The 16,132-nt window shown below is 65.5% G+C and carries 14 protein-coding genes (1 of these 14 only partly in view); 8 read left to right on the top strand and 6 right to left on the bottom strand.

Annotation, left to right across the window (positions count from 1 at the left end):
* The 4 genes from IQ16_RS36675 to IQ16_RS36660 form a co-directional block, all read left to right on the top strand.
* Positions 1-301: the end of an SDR family NAD(P)-dependent oxidoreductase gene (locus tag IQ16_RS36675; RefSeq protein WP_018646562.1), read on the top strand. It extends 473 nt beyond the left edge of the window; the window shows 301 of its 774 coding nt (coding positions 474-774); its start codon lies off the left edge, out of view; the stop codon is at positions 299-301.
* A gap of 106 nt (positions 302-407) precedes the next feature.
* Positions 408-800 carry an endonuclease domain-containing protein gene (locus IQ16_RS36670; protein WP_020608059.1) on the top strand — a complete coding sequence of 131 codons (393 nt, stop codon included), beginning with the start codon at positions 408-410 and terminating at the stop codon, positions 798-800.
* A gap of 291 nt (positions 801-1,091) precedes the next feature.
* The gene (gene glpK, locus IQ16_RS36665; RefSeq protein WP_018646564.1) at positions 1,092-2,597 is read left to right on the top strand and encodes a glycerol kinase GlpK; all 1,506 of its coding nucleotides are present in this window, start codon (positions 1,092-1,094) and stop codon (positions 2,595-2,597) included.
* 114 nt (positions 2,598-2,711) lie between these two features.
* A complete protein-coding gene (locus IQ16_RS36660; protein WP_018646565.1) occupies positions 2,712-3,305 on the top strand; it encodes a GNAT family N-acetyltransferase in 594 nt (197 codons plus the stop codon).
* A 320-nt stretch (positions 3,306-3,625) separates the two neighbouring features.
* On the opposite strand, the gene IQ16_RS36655 is transcribed toward IQ16_RS36660, so the two are convergent.
* On the bottom strand, positions 3,626-4,573 hold the full coding sequence (locus tag IQ16_RS36655) for a threonine/serine dehydratase (RefSeq protein ID WP_430648222.1): 948 nt from the start codon (positions 4,571-4,573) through the stop codon (positions 3,626-3,628).
* Between the two features lie 63 nt (positions 4,574-4,636).
* Here IQ16_RS36655 and IQ16_RS36650 point away from each other — a divergent pair, with 63 nt between their 5' ends.
* Positions 4,637-4,939 (top strand): ArsR/SmtB family transcription factor, encoded by a 303-nt coding sequence (locus tag IQ16_RS36650; RefSeq protein ID WP_018646567.1) that lies wholly within the window; start codon positions 4,637-4,639, stop codon positions 4,937-4,939.
* Between the two features lie 154 nt (positions 4,940-5,093).
* Complete coding sequence (locus IQ16_RS36645) at positions 5,094-5,723, top strand: glutathione S-transferase family protein (protein ID WP_018646568.1); 630 nt, start codon at positions 5,094-5,096, stop codon at positions 5,721-5,723.
* Positions 5,724-6,000: 277 nt separating this feature from the next.
* On the opposite strand, the gene IQ16_RS36640 is transcribed toward IQ16_RS36645, so the two are convergent.
* The 3 genes from IQ16_RS36640 to metF form a co-directional block, all read right to left on the bottom strand.
* Positions 6,001-6,858, bottom strand: coding sequence for a tetratricopeptide repeat protein (locus IQ16_RS36640; RefSeq protein WP_018646569.1), 858 nt, complete (start codon positions 6,856-6,858; stop codon positions 6,001-6,003).
* Between the two features lie 495 nt (positions 6,859-7,353).
* Entirely contained in the window at positions 7,354-11,202 is a 3,849-nt protein-coding gene (gene metH / locus IQ16_RS36635; protein WP_018646570.1) for a methionine synthase, read from the bottom strand.
* Positions 11,203-11,208: 6 nt separating this feature from the next.
* Entirely contained in the window at positions 11,209-12,129 is a 921-nt protein-coding gene (gene metF / locus IQ16_RS36630; protein ID WP_026312550.1) for a methylenetetrahydrofolate reductase [NAD(P)H], read from the bottom strand.
* Positions 12,130-12,518: 389 nt separating this feature from the next.
* On the opposite strand from metF, the gene IQ16_RS36625 reads away from it, so the two are divergent.
* Positions 12,519-13,535: an LLM class flavin-dependent oxidoreductase gene (locus IQ16_RS36625; protein ID WP_018646572.1), complete on the top strand. Its 1,017-nt coding sequence runs from the start codon at positions 12,519-12,521 to the stop codon at positions 13,533-13,535.
* A 126-nt stretch (positions 13,536-13,661) separates the two neighbouring features.
* Here IQ16_RS36625 and IQ16_RS36620 read toward each other — a convergent pair whose 3' ends face one another.
* Together IQ16_RS36620 and IQ16_RS36615 are read right to left on the bottom strand one after the other, a co-directional pair.
* Entirely contained in the window at positions 13,662-14,519 is an 858-nt protein-coding gene (locus IQ16_RS36620) for a prephenate dehydratase (RefSeq protein WP_018646573.1), read from the bottom strand.
* 21 nt (positions 14,520-14,540) lie between these two features.
* Positions 14,541-15,281 carry a 3-deoxy-manno-octulosonate cytidylyltransferase gene (locus tag IQ16_RS36615; RefSeq protein WP_018646574.1) on the bottom strand — a complete coding sequence of 247 codons (741 nt, stop codon included), beginning with the start codon at positions 15,279-15,281 and terminating at the stop codon, positions 14,541-14,543.
* A 221-nt stretch (positions 15,282-15,502) separates the two neighbouring features.
* On the opposite strand from IQ16_RS36615, the gene IQ16_RS36610 reads away from it, so the two are divergent.
* Positions 15,503-16,057, top strand: a complete 555-nt coding sequence (locus tag IQ16_RS36610; RefSeq protein WP_018646575.1) for a c-type cytochrome — start codon at positions 15,503-15,505, stop codon at positions 16,055-16,057.
* Positions 16,058-16,132 lie beyond the last annotated feature (75 nt).

The following is a 16,132-nucleotide window of genomic DNA, read 5'->3' as shown; positions in this document are numbered from 1 at the left end:
CGCCTACGGCATCTCCAAGGCCGCCGATTTCGCGCTATGCCGCAGTCTCGCCGGCGAATGGGGCCCGAAAGGCGTTCGCGTCAACTGCATCGCCCCGGGCCTCGTGAAAACCGATTTCGCCCGCGCGCTCTGGGAAGACGAAGCCATGCTCAAGCGCCGCACCGCCACCACGCCCCTGCGCCGCATCGGCGAACCCGACGAGATCGCAGGCGCAGTAGCCTATCTTGCTTCGGATGCCTCGAGCTTCATGACCGGCCAGACCATCGTCATCGACGGCGGCGTCACCACAGCAGCGGTGTAGCTCTCGGCGCTTGCAACTGCACCGCGAAAGCGCTTCACTTCACCCACCCCTGGAGGGGGAGGGTCGCTCGCGCGACGCGCGAGCGGGGTGGGGTGAAGCCACGCAAATGGTCTCGACAACAATCCGCCGCGCCGCCGCGAAGAAGTTGAGAGCGAACACGACGCCCCACGAGCGGACACTGTGGCGGGCCCTCAAAGAGCTCCCGATGGACGGCTCGCACTTCCGCCGCCAGGCGCCGATCGGTCCCTACGTCGTTGATTTCTTCTGTCCAGCCAAGCGGCTCATCATCGAACTCGACGGCGGACACCATAATAAAGATGAGACCGCCGCACGCGACCTCATCAGGCAGCAATGGCCGGAGAACGAAGGTTATCGTGTCGTCCGCTTCTGGAACTCTGAGATCGCAAGCGACCTGACCGCCGTTCTCGAACGCATCTATGTCGAGCTCTACGGATCGCGCGAGGCGGACACCACACCCTTGAAGCATCGACGGACATAGTGCTCCGGGCGATGTCTCTCTTACCCTCCCCTGGAGGGGGAGGGTCGATCGCGCGTAGCGCGAGCGGGGTGGGGTGATCTCTCCACTCGGGCACCGCCTCGGTGGAGAGACTGTCACCCCACCCCGCAACGCATTCCGCTTCGCTGCATGCGTAGCGACCCTCCCCCTCCAGGGGAGGGTAAGGACACCACCATCATCCAACCTTGACCTTCCGCCTCCAATCCGCTCCCTTTGGCCCGACACAACGACCCCCTCCACGGAAGCGCCAAGAAAACGCGAAGGTAAGCCGCCATGTCTTTTGTCCTCGCCATCGACCAGGGCACCACCTCCTCGCGCGCGATCGTGTTTCGCGGCGACATTTCCATCGCGGCGAAGGCGCAGGCCGAGTTTCCGCAGCACTTTCCGGCCTCGGGCTGGGTCGAGCACGAGCCGGAGGACATCTGGACCTCGACCGTGATGGTCTGTCGCGAGGCGATCGAGCATGCCGGCATCAGCGCAAAGGACATCGCCGCGATCGGCATCACCAACCAGCGCGAGACCACCGTGGTGTGGGACCGCGCCACCGGGCAGGCCGTGCACCGCGCCATCGTCTGGCAGGACCGCCGTACCGCCGACATCTGCGCCAAGCTGAAGCACGACGGTTACGAGCCGGTGATCTCGCAGAAGACCGGCCTGATCATCGATCCCTATTTCTCCGGCACCAAGGTCGCCTGGATCCTCGACCACGTCCCCGGCGCCCGCGCCCGCGCCGCGCGCGGCGAGCTGCTGTTCGGCACCATCGATTGCTATCTGCTGTGGCGCCTCACCGGCGGCAAGGTGCACGCCACCGACGCCACCAATGCCTCGCGCACGCTGCTGTTCAACATCCACACCGGCCAGTGGGACGACGAGCTGCTGGAGATCATCGGCGTGCCGCGCTCGATGCTGCCCGAGGTGAAGGATTCCTCCGCCCGCTTCGGCGAGAGCACGCCCGACCTGTTCGGCGGCGCCATCGCGATCTCCGGCATCGCCGGCGACCAGCAGGCCGCGACCATCGGCCAGGCCTGCTTCCGTCCTGGCATGATGAAATCCACCTACGGCACCGGCTGCTTTGCGCTGCTCAACACCGGCACGACGCCCGTCGTCTCCAGGAACAAGCTGCTCACCACCGTCGCCTATCAGCTCGAGGGAAAACGTACCTACGCGCTTGAAGGCTCGATCTTCGTCGCCGGCAGCGCGGTGCAGTGGCTGCGCGACGGCCTCGGCATCATCAAGCACGCCGCCGAGACCGGGCCTCTTGCCGATCAGTCGGACTCCATGCAGAGCGTCTATCTCGTCCCCGCCTTCGTCGGCATGGGCGCGCCCTACTGGAATCCGCGCGTGCGCGGCGCGTTGTTCGGCCTCACCCGCAACACCGGTCCCGCCGAGCTGGCCCATGCCGCGCTCGAAAGCGTCTGCTACCAGACGTTTGACCTCTGGGCCGCGATGCGCGCGGACTGGCCGAGCTCGGAAACCGCCAGCGTCGTGCTGCGCGTCGACGGCGGCATGACCGCCTCCGACTGGACCATGCAGCGCCTCGCCGATCTCCTCAACGCGCCGGTCGACCGCCCGGTGATCCAGGAAACCACGGCGTTGGGCGCCGCCTATCTCGCCGGCCTCAATGCCGGCGTCTATCCCGAGCCGACCAAATTCGCCGACAACTGGCGCCTCGAGCACCGCTTCAAGCCGAACATGAGCGAAGCAACGCGCCAGCGGAAGCTCGCCGGCTGGGCCCGCGCGGTGAAGGGCGTGCTCGCGAGTGACGAGGGGGAGGGGTAGCGATAAGCTTCGTAGCCCGGATGGAGCGAAGCGCAATCCGGGACCGCCGTCGCTAGTGGTGCGAGTCCCGGATTACGCTTTGCTCCATCCGGGCTACACGGTTGTGAGAAAAAGATGATCCTCCCCGACGGCTATTCCGACGTCCCCGCCGCCAAGATCGCCGCCGTCGTCACCCATCTCGAAATGACCGCACCACCCGCACGCCGCGCCGATCCGCCCGGCAGCTGGACTCTGCGCAAGATCGACACCCCCGCGCCCGACTGGTACCGCGACATCTACCGCCGCGTCGGCGAGGACTGGCTATGGTTCTCCCGCGCACGCATGAGCGACACGGAGCTCGCCGCAATCATCCACGCGCCGGGAATCGAACTCTATGCCCTGGCCGTGGACGGCCGCGACGAAGGTCTGCTGGAGCTGGACCTCCGGCAGCCCGGCCACTGCGAGCTGGTCTATTTCGGCGTCACCGGTAGCTTGATCGGAACCGGCGCCGCCCGCTTCCTGATGAACCGCACGCTGGAGCTCGCATGGTCACGCGATGTCCGCCGCGTCTGGGTGCACACCTGCACCTTCGACCACCCCTCCGCCGTCGCATTCTACCAACGCTCCGGCTTCCGCCCGTTCCACCGCCAGATCGAGGTGGCGGACGATCCACGGCTGGACGGGACGGCGCCGCGCGATGCGGCGCGGCATGTGCCGATCATTGAGTAGGCACGGCTGTCTCCTCACCGTCATTGCGAGGAGCCCTTGCGACGAAGCAATCCAGGCTGCCTCCGCGGAAGGATTCTGGATTGCTTCGCTGCGCTCGCAATGACGGAGCATGGCGCCGGCGTCGCTCTTCGAATCGGACATGCGCGCTCTGTGATCACGGGATTGCGCGAACAGTCGGTTCGGGAAGGTGACAGACGATGTTTTTCGACGGCGTCAGGAAGCCGATGGGACGGTCCTGCGCGTGAGCGCGACCAGGGGACAATCCAAGCAGGATCAACATCAGGAAAACTGCGCCCGACTTGATCATGCGCCCCCCGCAATTAGCTGTCGAAATTCACCGCGGTCGTGTTGGCGCCGCAGACCAGGACCGCGATGCGCTCGCCGGCCGCGGGACGATAGCGGCCGGAAAGCAGCGCGGCAAACGCGGCTGCGCCGCCGGGCTCGGCGACGAGACGCAGGCGCGACCACAGGGCGGCCTGGGCCTGCCGGATCGCCTCGTCACTGACGAGGACGACGCGCTCGACATGAGATCGCGCGATCGGAAACATCAAAGAGCCGACGCGTCGCGGCGCGAGGCTGTCAGCGGCGATGCCGCCGGCCGGCGCATCGACCGGAGCGCCTGCCGCGAAGGCGGCATGCAGGGTCGGCGACTGCTCCGGCTCGACCGCCACGATGCGCGTCCGGCCGGCATACCATGCCGCGATGCCGCCGATCAGCCCGCCGCCGCCGACCGCCACCAGCAGCGTGTCGATGTCGGGCGCGTCCTGCTCCAGCTCCAGGGCGACGCTGCCCTGCCCGAGCAGGGTCTCGGCCTGGTCGTAGGCATGGACCGCAAGCGCGCCGGCCTGCGCGACATGCGCCTCGCTTGCGGCAAGCGCATCAGCGTAGCGGTTGCCGGCGATCACGAGCTTCGCGCCATAGCCGCTGATGCGCTCGGCCTTGGCCGGTGAGGTGATGTCGGGCACGAAGATCGTGGCGGGAACGCCGAGCTGCTGCGCCGCGTAGGCGACCGCCGCACCGTGATTGCCGCCGGATGCCGCGACGACGCCGGCCTCCGGCACCTGCCGCAGCAGCAGATTGGCGAAAGCGCCCCGCGCCTTGAACGATCCGGAATGCTGCAGCATCTCGAGCTTGAACATGACGCGTGCCGCCGGCAGGCCGAAATCGGCGAGGTCGGCCTGAATGAGCGGCGTGCGCCTGATATGCGGACGAATGACCACCTCGGTCGCCGCGATCTGCTCCCGATTGATGTCCGTTGTCGCTGTCATGATGGCATCCAGAATAGCGCAAGGGAGAGTTGACATCAATTAGGTAATTAGCAAAATGGCTAAATGAAATTTGCCGTCGCCTTGCGGGCGCTCTCCAACGAACGCCGCCTGCAGATCCTGGATTGGCTGCGGGATCCGCGAAAGCATTTCCGCGAGCAGGCCGATGGCGACCTGGTCGAGGACGGCGTCTGCGGACTGCTGATCGCCGAAAAGCTCGGCGTCAGCGCACCGACCTTGAGCGAGCACATGCGGGTGCTGACGGCGGCAAAGCTGGTGCGCGCCAAGCGCATCAAGCAGTGGACGATGTACAAGCGCAACGAAACCGCGATCGCCGCCATCAAACGCGAGATCCGGGACGGTCTTTGAGCTCGCCGCGCGTGTCTTGTGCGCGCGATGCTGTCGAGCGCGCCGTTGCATCCGGCTCAATGCTCCATGTCCAATATCTTCCTTGCGCCGCGCCGTTCTTCCCGCGGATACTGATCGGCCCCGCCTTGTCCATTGAACGAGAAGAGCGCGAACCATGTTCCTGATCGGCCAATACGATTCCCCCTTCGTCCGCCGTGTCGCGATTGCGCTGCGGCTCTATGGGCTCGCCTTCGAGCACAAGCCGTGGTCGACCTTCGGCGATGCCGAGAAGATCGCGCCGTACAATCCGCTGCGCCGCGTGCCGACCCTGGTGCTCGACGACGGCGAGGCGCTGATCGAGAGCACGATCATCCTCGATTATCTCGACGAGCTCGTCGGCGAGGGGAAGGCGATGCTGCCGCGCAGCGGCGCCGGCCGGCGCAAGCACCTGCGCATCTGCGCGCTCGCCTCCGGCCTCGGCGACAAGGCGGTCAGCCTGCTCTACGAGCGCGTGCTGCGGAAGGAGCAGCTCGCGCTGTGGGTCGAGCGCTGCCAGGCGCAGATCGCGGACGTGCTCGGCGTGCTCGAAGCCGAGTGCGTCAGGGTGACGACGCCGTACTGGCTTGGCGAGCGCATCGGTCACGCCGACATCGCAGTCGCCTGTGTCGTCCGCTTCACCCGCGAAGCGCATCCGCAGCTGTTCGATGCCGCACGCTATCCGGCACTCGGCGCGCATGCCGAGCGCTGCGAGGCGCTGGCCCCATTCCAGGAGATCGTGCAGCCGCTGGCCCCGCCGAAGGGGTGAGGTCCCTTACCCTCCCCTGGAGGGGTCCGGGACGAGCGTAGCTCGCCCGTGGTCGATCGCGCGCAGCGCGAGCGGGGTGGGGTGATCTCTCACCACGGGCAGCGCTTCGGTGGAGAGACTGTCACCCCACCTCGGTCCGCATTCCGCTTCGCTGCATGCGAACCGATCCTCCCCCTCAAGGGGAGGATGGGCACCGCGCGTGTGGGACCTGAGTTGCCGGCTCCATCATTCGGGGCCCGACGCCGGCGCGCACCCGGGACTGACGAAGTGTCGTGAACTATCTGCTCCGCTTCACGCCAACCTTGTCGAGATACTCGTCCAGCTCGAACCCCAGTTCATGGGCGCGATCGAAATAGGATTCCGCCGCGTCGAGATCCTTCTCCATCCCCTCGCCACGCGTCGCCATCACGCCGAGCGCTGCTGCGGCGCGGCCGACGCCGAGATCGGCGGCGCGCTTGTACCAGTGGACGGACTCGTTGAAATCCTGCGTAATGCCGGGCAATTGCCCGGTGGCATAGAACACGCCGAGATTGGCGCAGGCGCGCGGCTGGTCGCGTTGTCCGGCCTCCTTCAGGTAGAACACCGCCTTGCTGCGGTCGCCGATGCCTTGCATCGCATAGACGAACAGCTCGAAATAGGCATCTGCATTGCCGCGCTTCGCCGCCTCCAGATGCAATGCAAGACTTGCCGCGACGTCTTTGGGACGCCCGCGACCATTATAGGCCATCAGTCCCAGGAGATAGCGCACAGCGCCGTCGGGATCGCCACCTGCAAGCGCCTTCTGCGCATAGCCATAGGCGTCGTCATATCTCTGGAACGTCCAATAGAGATTGTAGGCGGCGAGATAGGCGCCGTAGTCCAGGCCGAGCTCAGCCGCGCGCTTGTAGGCGTCGACCGCCGCCTCGCGGTCGCGCGGCACCCCCCAGCCGTTCCACAGGCAGCGGCCATAGTCGACCCACGCGCTGGCGTGCCCGCCGAGCGCAGCTTCGTGCAGCGCCCTCGCCAGCATGTCGCGGCTCTCGACCGGCTCCTCGCCTGCCTCGATCGCCTTGAACAGGGCCACCGCAGCGGCATAGAGCTGGTCGTCGCGCGACGGCGAGCGGGGCTCGGCGAGAAGCCTTGTGACGGTTTGCATGGTTGAATGTGTGTCCGCTGGTTTCGACGGCCGCTGCGCGGCCGGCGGCGTCGCCACACCGGGTGAGGTCGCTTGCGAAACGGAGACTCCGCCGACGATCACGAGACAGATGGCCAGGATTTCCAGACGATTGCGAATGGCACCCTCCCGCGCGCGCCGACCGCGTGTTTGTCGGTACGAGGCGCGCGCCGGTTCACGGATGGAGAAGACAGGGCGAGTGTCGTAGCCCGGATGAGCGAAGCGATATCCGGGAAGACCGGTCCCGCATGCCGCTTCGCTCATGCGGGCTACCGCACTTGCTCGCCTGAGCGGCACCGGTGGTGTGGGACGCACCCCCAAACTGACGAAACCGGCGCGGTCGGCGATGATGAAATATTACTGCTGTTTTGCCCGACGCCGCAATCGGTTTCGGTAAGACCGAAAATTCGTCAACCCTTTCAACCCCATTCTACTGTGCATGGGGTTGTTTTCGCATTTTTGCTTTTGAAGGCGCGGCTAGCCCGCGCCCGCGCGCTTCTTCTGCCAGACCAGATGCACCGCGCAGGTGCAGCCCGGCGGATGCGAGGCGAGGTCGTTTGACGCCTCGTCGTTCGCCGGCGTTGCCGCGAAGGCCTTGTCGGTCTGCTGCGACGGGATGTAGTTGAGCACCGGCGCGAGCCAGCGCTCGGCTTCCGCCACACTCATGCCCTTGCGCGCCGCGTAGTCCTCGACCTGGTCGCGCTCGATCTTGCCGACCCCGAAATAATAGCTCTCGGGGTTCGCAAAATAGAGCCCGGACACGGAAGAGCCCGGCCACATCGCAAAGCTCTCGGTCAGCTTCACGCCGGCGGTCGCTTCCGCATCGAGCAGTTCGAACAGCGTCGCCTTCTCGGTGTGATCGGGCTGCGCGGGATAGCCGGGCGCGGGACGGATGCCCTGATACTTTTCGAGGATCAGCTCGTCGTTGGAAAGCGCCTCGTCCGGCGCATAGGCCCAGAACTCGCGGCGCACGCGGGCATGCATGCGCTCGGCGAAGGCCTCGGCGAGACGGTCGGCCAGCGCCTTGCATAGGATCGAGGAGTAATCGTCGTTCGCCATTTTGAAGCGGTCGGCGACCGCATCCTCGCCGATGCCGGCGGTGACGACGAAGCCGCCGATATAGTCGGGCACGCCGGCGGGCGCGATGAAGTCTGAAAGCGCCGCGTTGAAACGGCCCTCACGCTTCTCGAGCTGCTGCCGCAGCGTGTGCAGCGTCGCGATGCTCTTGGTACGGCTCTCGTCGGCATAGAGCACGATGTCGTCGCCTTGCGCGTTCGCCGGCCAGAAGCCGATCGTGGCACGGGCCCGGAACCATTTTTCCTTGACGATGGTGTCGAGCATCTTGCGCGCATCGTCGTAGAGCGAGCGCGCGACTTCGCCCACCTTGGCGTCGTCGAGAATGGCGGGGAAGCGTCCCGCGAGCTCCCAGGTCTGGAAGAACGGCGTCCAGTCGATGCAGTCGACGAGCTCGGCGAGATCGTATGCGTCGAAGCTGCGCGTGCCGAGGAAAGTCGGCTTCACCGGCTTGTTCTTGGAAAAGTCGACCGGCACGCGGTTGGCGCGGGCGGCAGCGAGCTTCAGCCGCTTCTTGTCGGCCTGCGCGCGCAGATGCGCGTCGGAAATCTTGGCGTATTCGGCGCGCACCTCGGCCGCATAGGCCTCGCGTTTCTCCGGCGAGAGCAGCGAGGAGGCGACGCCGACGGCGCGGCTGGCGTCGTTGACATGCACGACCGGCCCGGCGCGATAGCTCGGGTCGATCTTCACCGCCGTATGCACGCGGCTCGTAGTCGCGCCGCCGATCAAGAGCGGCAGCTTCAGCCCTTCGCGCTGCAATTCGCCGGCGAAGAATGCCATCTCGTCGAGCGAGGGCGTGATCAGGCCGGAGAGGCCGACGATGTCGGCCTTCTCCGCTTTCACCGTCTCGACGATCTTCGCGGCCGGCACCATCACGCCGAGGTCGATGACCTCGTAATTGTTGCACTGGAGCACGATGCCGACGATGTTCTTGCCGATGTCGTGGACGTCGCCCTTGACCGTCGCGAGCACGATCTTGCCGGCGGACGACGAGGCCTCGGTGCCGATGCCGCTCGCAAGGTTGCGCGCCTTCTCCTCCTCCATGAACGGCATGAGGTAGGCAACGGCCTGCTTCATGACGCGTGCGGATTTCACCACCTGCGGCAGGAACATCTTGCCGTCGCCGAAGAGATCGCCGACCACGTTCATGCCGGCCATCAGCGGTCCCTCGATCACATCGAGCGGGCGCGAGGAATTCTTGCGGGCCTCTTCCGTATCCTGTTCGATGAACTCGGTGATGCCGTGCACCAGCGAATGCGACAGCCGCTTCTCCACCGGCCATTCGCGCCAGGCCAGATCGGCTTCCTTGCTCTCGGTCTTCTTGCCGCGGAATTTCTCGGCGAGCGCCAGCAGCCGCTCGGAGGCGCCGGGGTCGCGGTTGAGGACGACGTCCTCGCAGGTCTGGCGCAGCTCGGGGTCGATGTCGTCATAGACGATCATCTGCCCGGCATTGACGATGCCCATGTCCATGCCGGCCTTGATGGCGTGATACAGGAACACCGAGTGCATGGCCTCGCGCACCGGCTCGTTGCCGCGGAACGAGAACGACAGATTGGAGACGCCGCCCGAGATGTGCGCGCCCGGCAGGTTCTGCCGGATCCAGCGCGTCGCCTCGATGAAGTCGACGCCGTAATTGTTGTGCTCCTCGATGCCGGTCGCGATCGCAAAGATGTTCGGATCGAAGATGATGTCCTCGGGCGGGAAGCCGACCTTGTTCACCAGGATGTCGTGGGCGCGCTTGCAGATCTCGGTCTTGCGCGCGAACGTGTCGGCCTGGCCGACTTCGTCGAACGCCATGACGACGACGGCCGCACCGTGACGGCGGGCGATCTTCGCCTCGTGAATGAACTTCTCCTCGCCTTCCTTCATCGAGATCGAATTTACGACCGGCTTGCCCTGCACGCATTTCAGGCCGGCTTCGATCACAGAGAATTTCGAGGAGTCCACCATCACGGGGACACGGGCGATGTCGGGTTCGGCGGCAACGAGGTTCAGGAACGTCACCATCGCGGCTTCGGAATCGAGCAGGCCTTCGTCCATGTTGACGTCGATGATCTGCGCGCCGTTCTCGACCTGGTCGCGCGCGACCTGCAGCGCGGCGGTGTAGTCGCCGGCGGTGATCAGCTTGCGGAATCGGGCGGAGCCCGTGACGTTGGTGCGCTCGCCGACGTTCACGAAGGGAATCGCATCCGTCAGCGCGAACGGCTCGAGGCCCGAAAGCCGCAGGCGCGGTTCGATCTCCGGCACGATGCGCGGCTTGTGCGGGGCGACCGCGGCGGCGATTGCCGCGATATGATCCGGCGTGGTGCCGCAGCAGCCGCCGACGATGTTGACGAGGCCGTCACGGGCGAATTCGCCGACGAGGCGCGCCATGTAGTCCGGCGTCTCGTCATACTGGCCGAACTCGTTGGGCAAGCCGGCATTCGGGTAGGCGCACACAAGCGTGTCGGCGACGCGGCCGATATCGGCGATATGGGCGCGCAAATCTTCGGCGCCGAGCGCGCAGTTGAAGCCGATGGTGACGGGCTTTGCGTGCCGCACCGAATTCCAGAACGCTTCCGGCATCTGCCCGGACAGCAGGCGGCCGGACTTGTCGGTGATGGTGCCCGACACCATCACGGGCATGTCGATGGCGAGCTCTTCGGTGATCTTGGCGATGGCATAGAGCGCCGCCTTGGCGTTGAGCGTGTCGAAGATGGTCTCGACCAGCAAGAGGTCGACGCCGCCGTCGATCAGGCCGCGGATCTGCTCGCCATAGGATTTGCGCAAATCGTCGAAGGTGACGGCGCGGTAACCGGGATTGGAAACGTCAGGCGAGATCGAGGCGGTCCGGTTGGTGGGACCAATGGCACCCGCAACGAAGCGCGGCTTGCCGTCTTCGGCTTCGACGCGCCTCGCGGCATTGCCGGCGAGGCGGGCGCCTTCGCGCGCCATCTCATAGACGATGTCGGTGAGGTCGTAGTCGGCCTGCGCGATCGACGTCGTCGAGAACGTGTTGGTTGCGACGATGTCGGCCCCGGCGCGCAAATAGGCGGCGTGGATGTCCTCGATCGCCTGCGGCTGGGTCAGGATCAACAGGTCGTTGTTGCCGCGCAGGTCGCGATGGAAGTCCTTGAAGCGCTCGCCGCGGAAGGCTTTCTCGTCGAACTGCAGGTTCTGGATCATCGTGCCCATGGCGCCGTCGAGCACGAGGATGCGCTCGCGCGCGGCGTTCAGCAGGGCAGTTCGCTTGGCGGAAACGGGTACGGTCATTTTCTCTTACGCAGCCTTCTGGGCGCTCTTGGCGCGAATGCCGAGCAAATGGCTGATCGCGAACACGAGATCGGCGCGGTTCATGGTGTAGAAATGGAAGGTGTCGACGCCGTGCTTGGCGAGCTTCTGCACCTGGCCGGCGGCGACGGTCGCGGCGACCAGCTTGCGGGTCTCGGCATCGCCGTCGAGGCCCTCGAATTTCGCGGCGAGCCAGTCGGGCACGGTAGTGCCGTTCCGGGTGACGAAATTGCGCGCCTGCTTGAAATTGTGCATGGGCATGATGCCCGGCACGATCGGAATGTCGATGCCGCGCGCGCGGACACGATCGAGATAGCGGAAGTAGAAGTCGTTATCGAAGAACACCTGGGTGATCGCGCGCGTCGCGCCGGCATCGACCTTGGCCTTCAGCGTGTCGAGATCGGCGTCGAAGTCGCGCGCCTCGGGGTGCTTCTCGGGATAGGCCGAGACCGACACTTCGATATCCGCGTGCCGCTTCTTGATCCCAGCGACGAGGTCCGCGGAGCTCTGGTAGCCGTCGGGATGGCTGGAGTAGGGCGTGCCGATGCCGCCGGCGGGATCGCCGCGCAAGGCCACGATGTGGCGGACGCCGACCTCGTGATAGCGGTCGACGATCTCGTCGATCTCGCCGCGCGAGGCGCCGACGCAGGTCAGATGCGCGGCCGGCAGCAGCGTGGTCTCCTTCAGGATGCGGGAGATGGTGGAATGGGTACGCTCGCGGGTCGAGCCACCGGCGCCATAGGTCACCGAGACGAATTTCGGATCGAGCGGGGCCAGCCGGTTGATGGTCTCCCAGAGATTGCGCTCCATCTCCTCGGACTTGGGCGGAAAGAACTCGAAGGAGATCGCAGGCCGCTTCAGGTGCCCCTCTTGCCGGTCGGCTGTCGCAGGCGTCGTCAGGTCAGTCATGGCACCACTCATCGCAAGGATCCCGCCAAGTCTTCGTGGCCGGCCGTAAGGTCAAATTTGGGAGCGGGTAAGATAGGACAAAGGCCGTCTGGCCGACAGCCCATCGGAAGTGGGAAGTAGCCCACTTCCGATGGGCGGTGTGCTATTTTGTGCCGTTTTGAAGCTGATGTGGGATACGGGTTGAAGTATAAATTACACAGTGATACCATAATGTTACTAAAAATTACGGGCGCATGATACCGCTCCAATTGATGTGGGCAGTTTGAAGATGGTGTGTGCACTGCTGTTTTTGGCCCAACGCCGCGAGCTCAACTGCGCGCGGCCCGCACACGCCAGACCTGCGCGGCCAACCATTGCCGCCACGCAGCCCTTCACTACGTTAACGCGCCATGATCCCGCTCTCAGTCCTCGACCTCTCCGTCGTCACCACAGGCACCAAGCCCGCCGCGGCGCTGCGCAACAGCATCGACCTGGCGTGCCATGTCGATGGGCTCGGCTATGTCCGCTACTGGCTCGCCGAGCATCACAACCTTGCCTCCGTCGCAAGCCCGGCGCCTGACGTGATGATCGGGCAGATCGCGGCGGTGACGAAGCACATTCGTGTCGGCTCGGGCGGGGTGATGCTGCCTAACCACGCGCCGCTGGTCGTGGCCGAGCGCTTCAAGATGCTGGAGGCGCTGTTTCCCGGTCGTATCGATCTCGGGCTTGGCCGCGCCCCCGGCACCGACGGCGCGACCGCCTACGCGCTGCGCAGCCGGCTCGATCGCCGCGAGGGCGACGATTTCCTGGAGCGGCTGCACGAATTGATCCTGTGGCAGACCCGCGAATTCCCCTCAGGACACCCCTATAACAACGTCGTCGCGATGCCCGACGATACCCCCCTGCCGCCGATCTGGCTGCTCGGCTCCAGCGATTATTCGTCGGAACTCGCGGCGCAAGTCGGCATGGGCTTCGCCTTCGCGCATCATTTTGCGTCCCACGACGCGATCGATGCGATGGTGCATTACCGCAATCGCTTCCAGCCGTCGGCCTGGCGCGCGCGCCCGCATGCAATCCTCGCGGTCGCCGTCATTGCGGCGGAGACCGACGAGGAAGCCGAAAAGCTCGCGACCTCGTTCGATCTCAATCGGCTCCGCCGCGACCGCGGCCAATATCTGCCGCTGCCGAGCGTCGAGGAGGCGCTGGCTTATCCCTATACGGATTCCGAGCGCATCTCGATCGCTCGCAACCGTTCGCGCCTGTTCGTCGGCAACCCGGCGACGGTGCAGAGGAAGCTGCAGCCGCTGATCGATGCGAGCAAGCCGGACGAGTTGATGGTGATCACCGCTGTGTATGACCACGAGGCGCGGAAGAAGTCGTATTCGCTGCTGGCGGAAGCGTTCGGGCTGGCGAAGCAGGCGGCTTAAGCTGTCGCCCCGGCGAAGGCCGGGACCCATACTCCGAGGCGGACGTTTGGCGAAGACTCGCAACTGGCAGCGTGCGCACCAACTGAGGCTGGTGGCTATGGGCCCCGGCCTTCGCCGGGGCGACGGCTAATCCTGCGTCTCGCTGAACGTCGCGCGGAAGGGGTGGCCCGGATAGACGCCGACGATGCGGAATTCGCGCGAGAAGAATTTCAGCTCCTCGATCGCGAAGGCGAGGCCCTTGTCTTCGGGATGGCCGTCGACGTCGGCGTAGAACTGCGTGGCGAAGAAATTGCCGTCGACCATGTAGCTCTCGAGCTTGGTCATGTTGACGCCGTTGGTGGCAAAGCCGCCGAGCGCCTTGTAGAGCGCGGCGGGCAGGTTGCGCACGCGAAATACAAAAGTGGTGACCAGCGGGCCCGAGCCTTGGGGAGCCCATTTCGGCTCACGCGCCAGCACCACAAAGCGCGTGGTGTTGTGGGCCTCGTCCTCGATGCCCTCGGCGAGGATATCGAGACCGTAGATCTTTGCGGCGAGGCGCGAGGCGATTGCGGCGACGGTCTTGTCCTTGCGCTCGGAGATGTCGCGGGCGCTGCCGGCGGTGTCGGCGTGCACGATCGGCTTGATGCCGAGCTTGCGGATGATGCGGCGGCACTGGCCGAGCGCATGCACATGGCTCTCGACGCTCTTGATGTCTTCGAGCTTGGTGCCCTTCACCGCCATCAGCTGATGCCGGACCGGCAAGAACCATTCGCCGATGATGAACAGGCCGGAGGCCGGCAGCAAATGATGGATGTCGGCGACGCGACCGGCGACCGAGTTCTCGATCGGGATCATGCCTAGGTCGGCCTCGCCCGACGAGATCGCCGACAGGGCGTCCTCGAAGGTGGCGCAGGGCATCGGCTCGGCGTCGGGATAGGCCTCGACGATGGCGATGTGGGAATTGGCTCCGGGTTCGCCCTGGAATGCGATCTTCATCTTGCTCATGGTCGGCCTTGTAGCAGCGGCTCAGGATTTGGAAAGGATGCTGCGCGCGGTTTCGAGATCGGGCGGCGTGTCGACGCCGCGGGGCACGCTGTCGACGATCATGATGTCGATGCGCATGCCGGCCTCCACCGCCCGGAGCTGCTCCAGGCTCTCCTGTTTTTCGAGGGGCGAGGGCGGCAGCGACACGAACCGCTCCAGCGCCGCGCGGCGATAGGCATAAAGGCCGATGTGGTGGTATCGCGGTCCGTTTCCGTACGGGGCGGTGGCGCGCGTGAAATAAAGTGCGCGCAGACGCTTCGGCCCGATCGGCGAGCCGATCGCCTTCACCACGCTCGGGGCGAGATCCTCCTCCTCGGTGTGGATCTGCGAGGCCAGCGTCACGATGTCGACCGCGGGGTCGTCAAAGGGCGGCAGCACCTCGCGGATCGTTTGGGGCGTGATGGTCGGGAAATCGCCCTGGAGATTGATCACGATCTCGGCCTTGCCCGCGGGGTCGAGCCTCTGCATGGCCTCGTGGATGCGGTCCGAGCCGGAGGGGTGGTCGGCGCGGGTCATCACCGCCTCGCCGCCATGGGCCGTCACGACCGAGGCGATCTCATCCGTGTCGGTGGCGACCGCAACCCGGCCAATGCCGGCGGCTTCTGCACGGCGCAGGACATGCACGATCATCGGCAGGCCCGCGATATCGGCGAGCGGCTTGCCGGGCAGGCGGGTGGCGGCCATGCGGGCCGGGATCAGCACCAGGATGCGGGGATCGGTCATCGGTTCAAGGGCCTGGAAATGGAGCGTTTTCCGCGCCGAGAAATGGGGTGGGGACGGGTTCGAAGCCGGGTCGCTTATACGGGTTGCCAGACCCCGGGCAAACCGATATCTCAATGGCAAAACTCGGGGAAACAATAAGGAACGTTCTGATTCTCCCGAGGCTCGTCCTGGCGGCCGCTTGGGCCGCTGTTTCCTTCTTGCGGTGTGGGGCCTGGCCGGAAATGGACTCTTTCGAACTCAATAAAATCATGGGTGCCGTGCTTGGTACCTGTCTCTTTCTTCTGGTGACCAGCTTCACCGCCCAGGCGTTGTTCTCGCCCAAGATGCCGGAAAAGCCGGGCTTCGAGATCGCCGTGAAGGAAGACGCCGGCCACGGTAAGGAAGGCGGCGCCGCCGCGGCCTCCTCGGAGCCGATCGAGAAATTGCTGCAGACTGCCTCCGTCGAGAAGGGCGCTGCCGCCGCCAAGAAGTGCGGCGCCTGCCACACCTTCGAGAAGGGCGGCCCGAATCGCGTCGGTCCGAACCTCTATGGCGTCGTCGGCGAGGCCAGGGGCCAAGGCCGCAACGGCTTCAACTTCTCGGCCGCGATGAAGGGCAAGGGCGGCACCTGGACCTTCGACGACCTCAACAAGTTCATCGCCAATCCGAAGGGCTTCATTCCGGGCACCGCGATGGGCTTCGCCGGAATCCCGAAGGATTCCGAGCGCGCCGACGTCATCGCCTATCTGAACTCGCTGTCGGAGCATCCGCAGCCGCTGCCGACGGCGTCGAAGTAAGGCTTCAAGAACCGATTTTGGAAGATGCGGCCAGGCTGAAAAGCCTGGCCGTTTCCTTATCCGGACCTCGCGGGC

The sequence above is a fragment of the Bradyrhizobium huanghuaihaiense genome (assembly GCF_007830635.1).
Lineage (GTDB): Bacteria > Pseudomonadota > Alphaproteobacteria > Rhizobiales > Xanthobacteraceae > Bradyrhizobium > Bradyrhizobium huanghuaihaiense.
The sequence above is the reverse complement of the archived record's forward strand: the minus strand, read 5'-3'. Positions and strand labels throughout refer to the sequence as shown.

Excerpts from the sequence above, each read along its gene's own strand:
- metF (WP_026312550.1), bottom strand. The coding sequence starts at position 12,129 with ATGACTGACCTGACGACGCCTGCGACAGCCGACCGGCAAGAGGGGCAC.
- IQ16_RS36610 (WP_018646575.1), top strand. The coding sequence starts at position 15,503 with ATGGACTCTTTCGAACTCAATAAAATCATGGGTGCCGTGCTTGGTACC.
- IQ16_RS36660 (WP_018646565.1), top strand. The coding sequence starts at position 2,712 with ATGATCCTCCCCGACGGCTATTCCGACGTCCCCGCCGCCAAGATCGCC.
- glpK (WP_018646564.1), top strand. The coding sequence starts at position 1,092 with ATGTCTTTTGTCCTCGCCATCGACCAGGGCACCACCTCCTCGCGCGCG.
- IQ16_RS36625 (WP_018646572.1), top strand. The coding sequence starts at position 12,519 with ATGATCCCGCTCTCAGTCCTCGACCTCTCCGTCGTCACCACAGGCACC.
- IQ16_RS36670 (WP_020608059.1), top strand. The coding sequence starts at position 408 with ATGGTCTCGACAACAATCCGCCGCGCCGCCGCGAAGAAGTTGAGAGCG.
- IQ16_RS36615 (WP_018646574.1), bottom strand. The coding sequence starts at position 15,281 with ATGACCGATCCCCGCATCCTGGTGCTGATCCCGGCCCGCATGGCCGCC.
- IQ16_RS36620 (WP_018646573.1), bottom strand. The coding sequence starts at position 14,519 with ATGAGCAAGATGAAGATCGCATTCCAGGGCGAACCCGGAGCCAATTCC.
- IQ16_RS36655 (WP_430648222.1), bottom strand. The coding sequence starts at position 4,573 with ATGACAGCGACAACGGACATCAATCGGGAGCAGATCGCGGCGACCGAG.
- IQ16_RS36645 (WP_018646568.1), top strand. The coding sequence starts at position 5,094 with ATGTTCCTGATCGGCCAATACGATTCCCCCTTCGTCCGCCGTGTCGCG.
- IQ16_RS36650 (WP_018646567.1), top strand. The coding sequence starts at position 4,637 with ATGAAATTTGCCGTCGCCTTGCGGGCGCTCTCCAACGAACGCCGCCTG.
- IQ16_RS36640 (WP_018646569.1), bottom strand. The coding sequence starts at position 6,858 with ATGCAAACCGTCACAAGGCTTCTCGCCGAGCCCCGCTCGCCGTCGCGC.
- metH (WP_018646570.1), bottom strand. The coding sequence starts at position 11,202 with ATGACCGTACCCGTTTCCGCCAAGCGAACTGCCCTGCTGAACGCCGCG.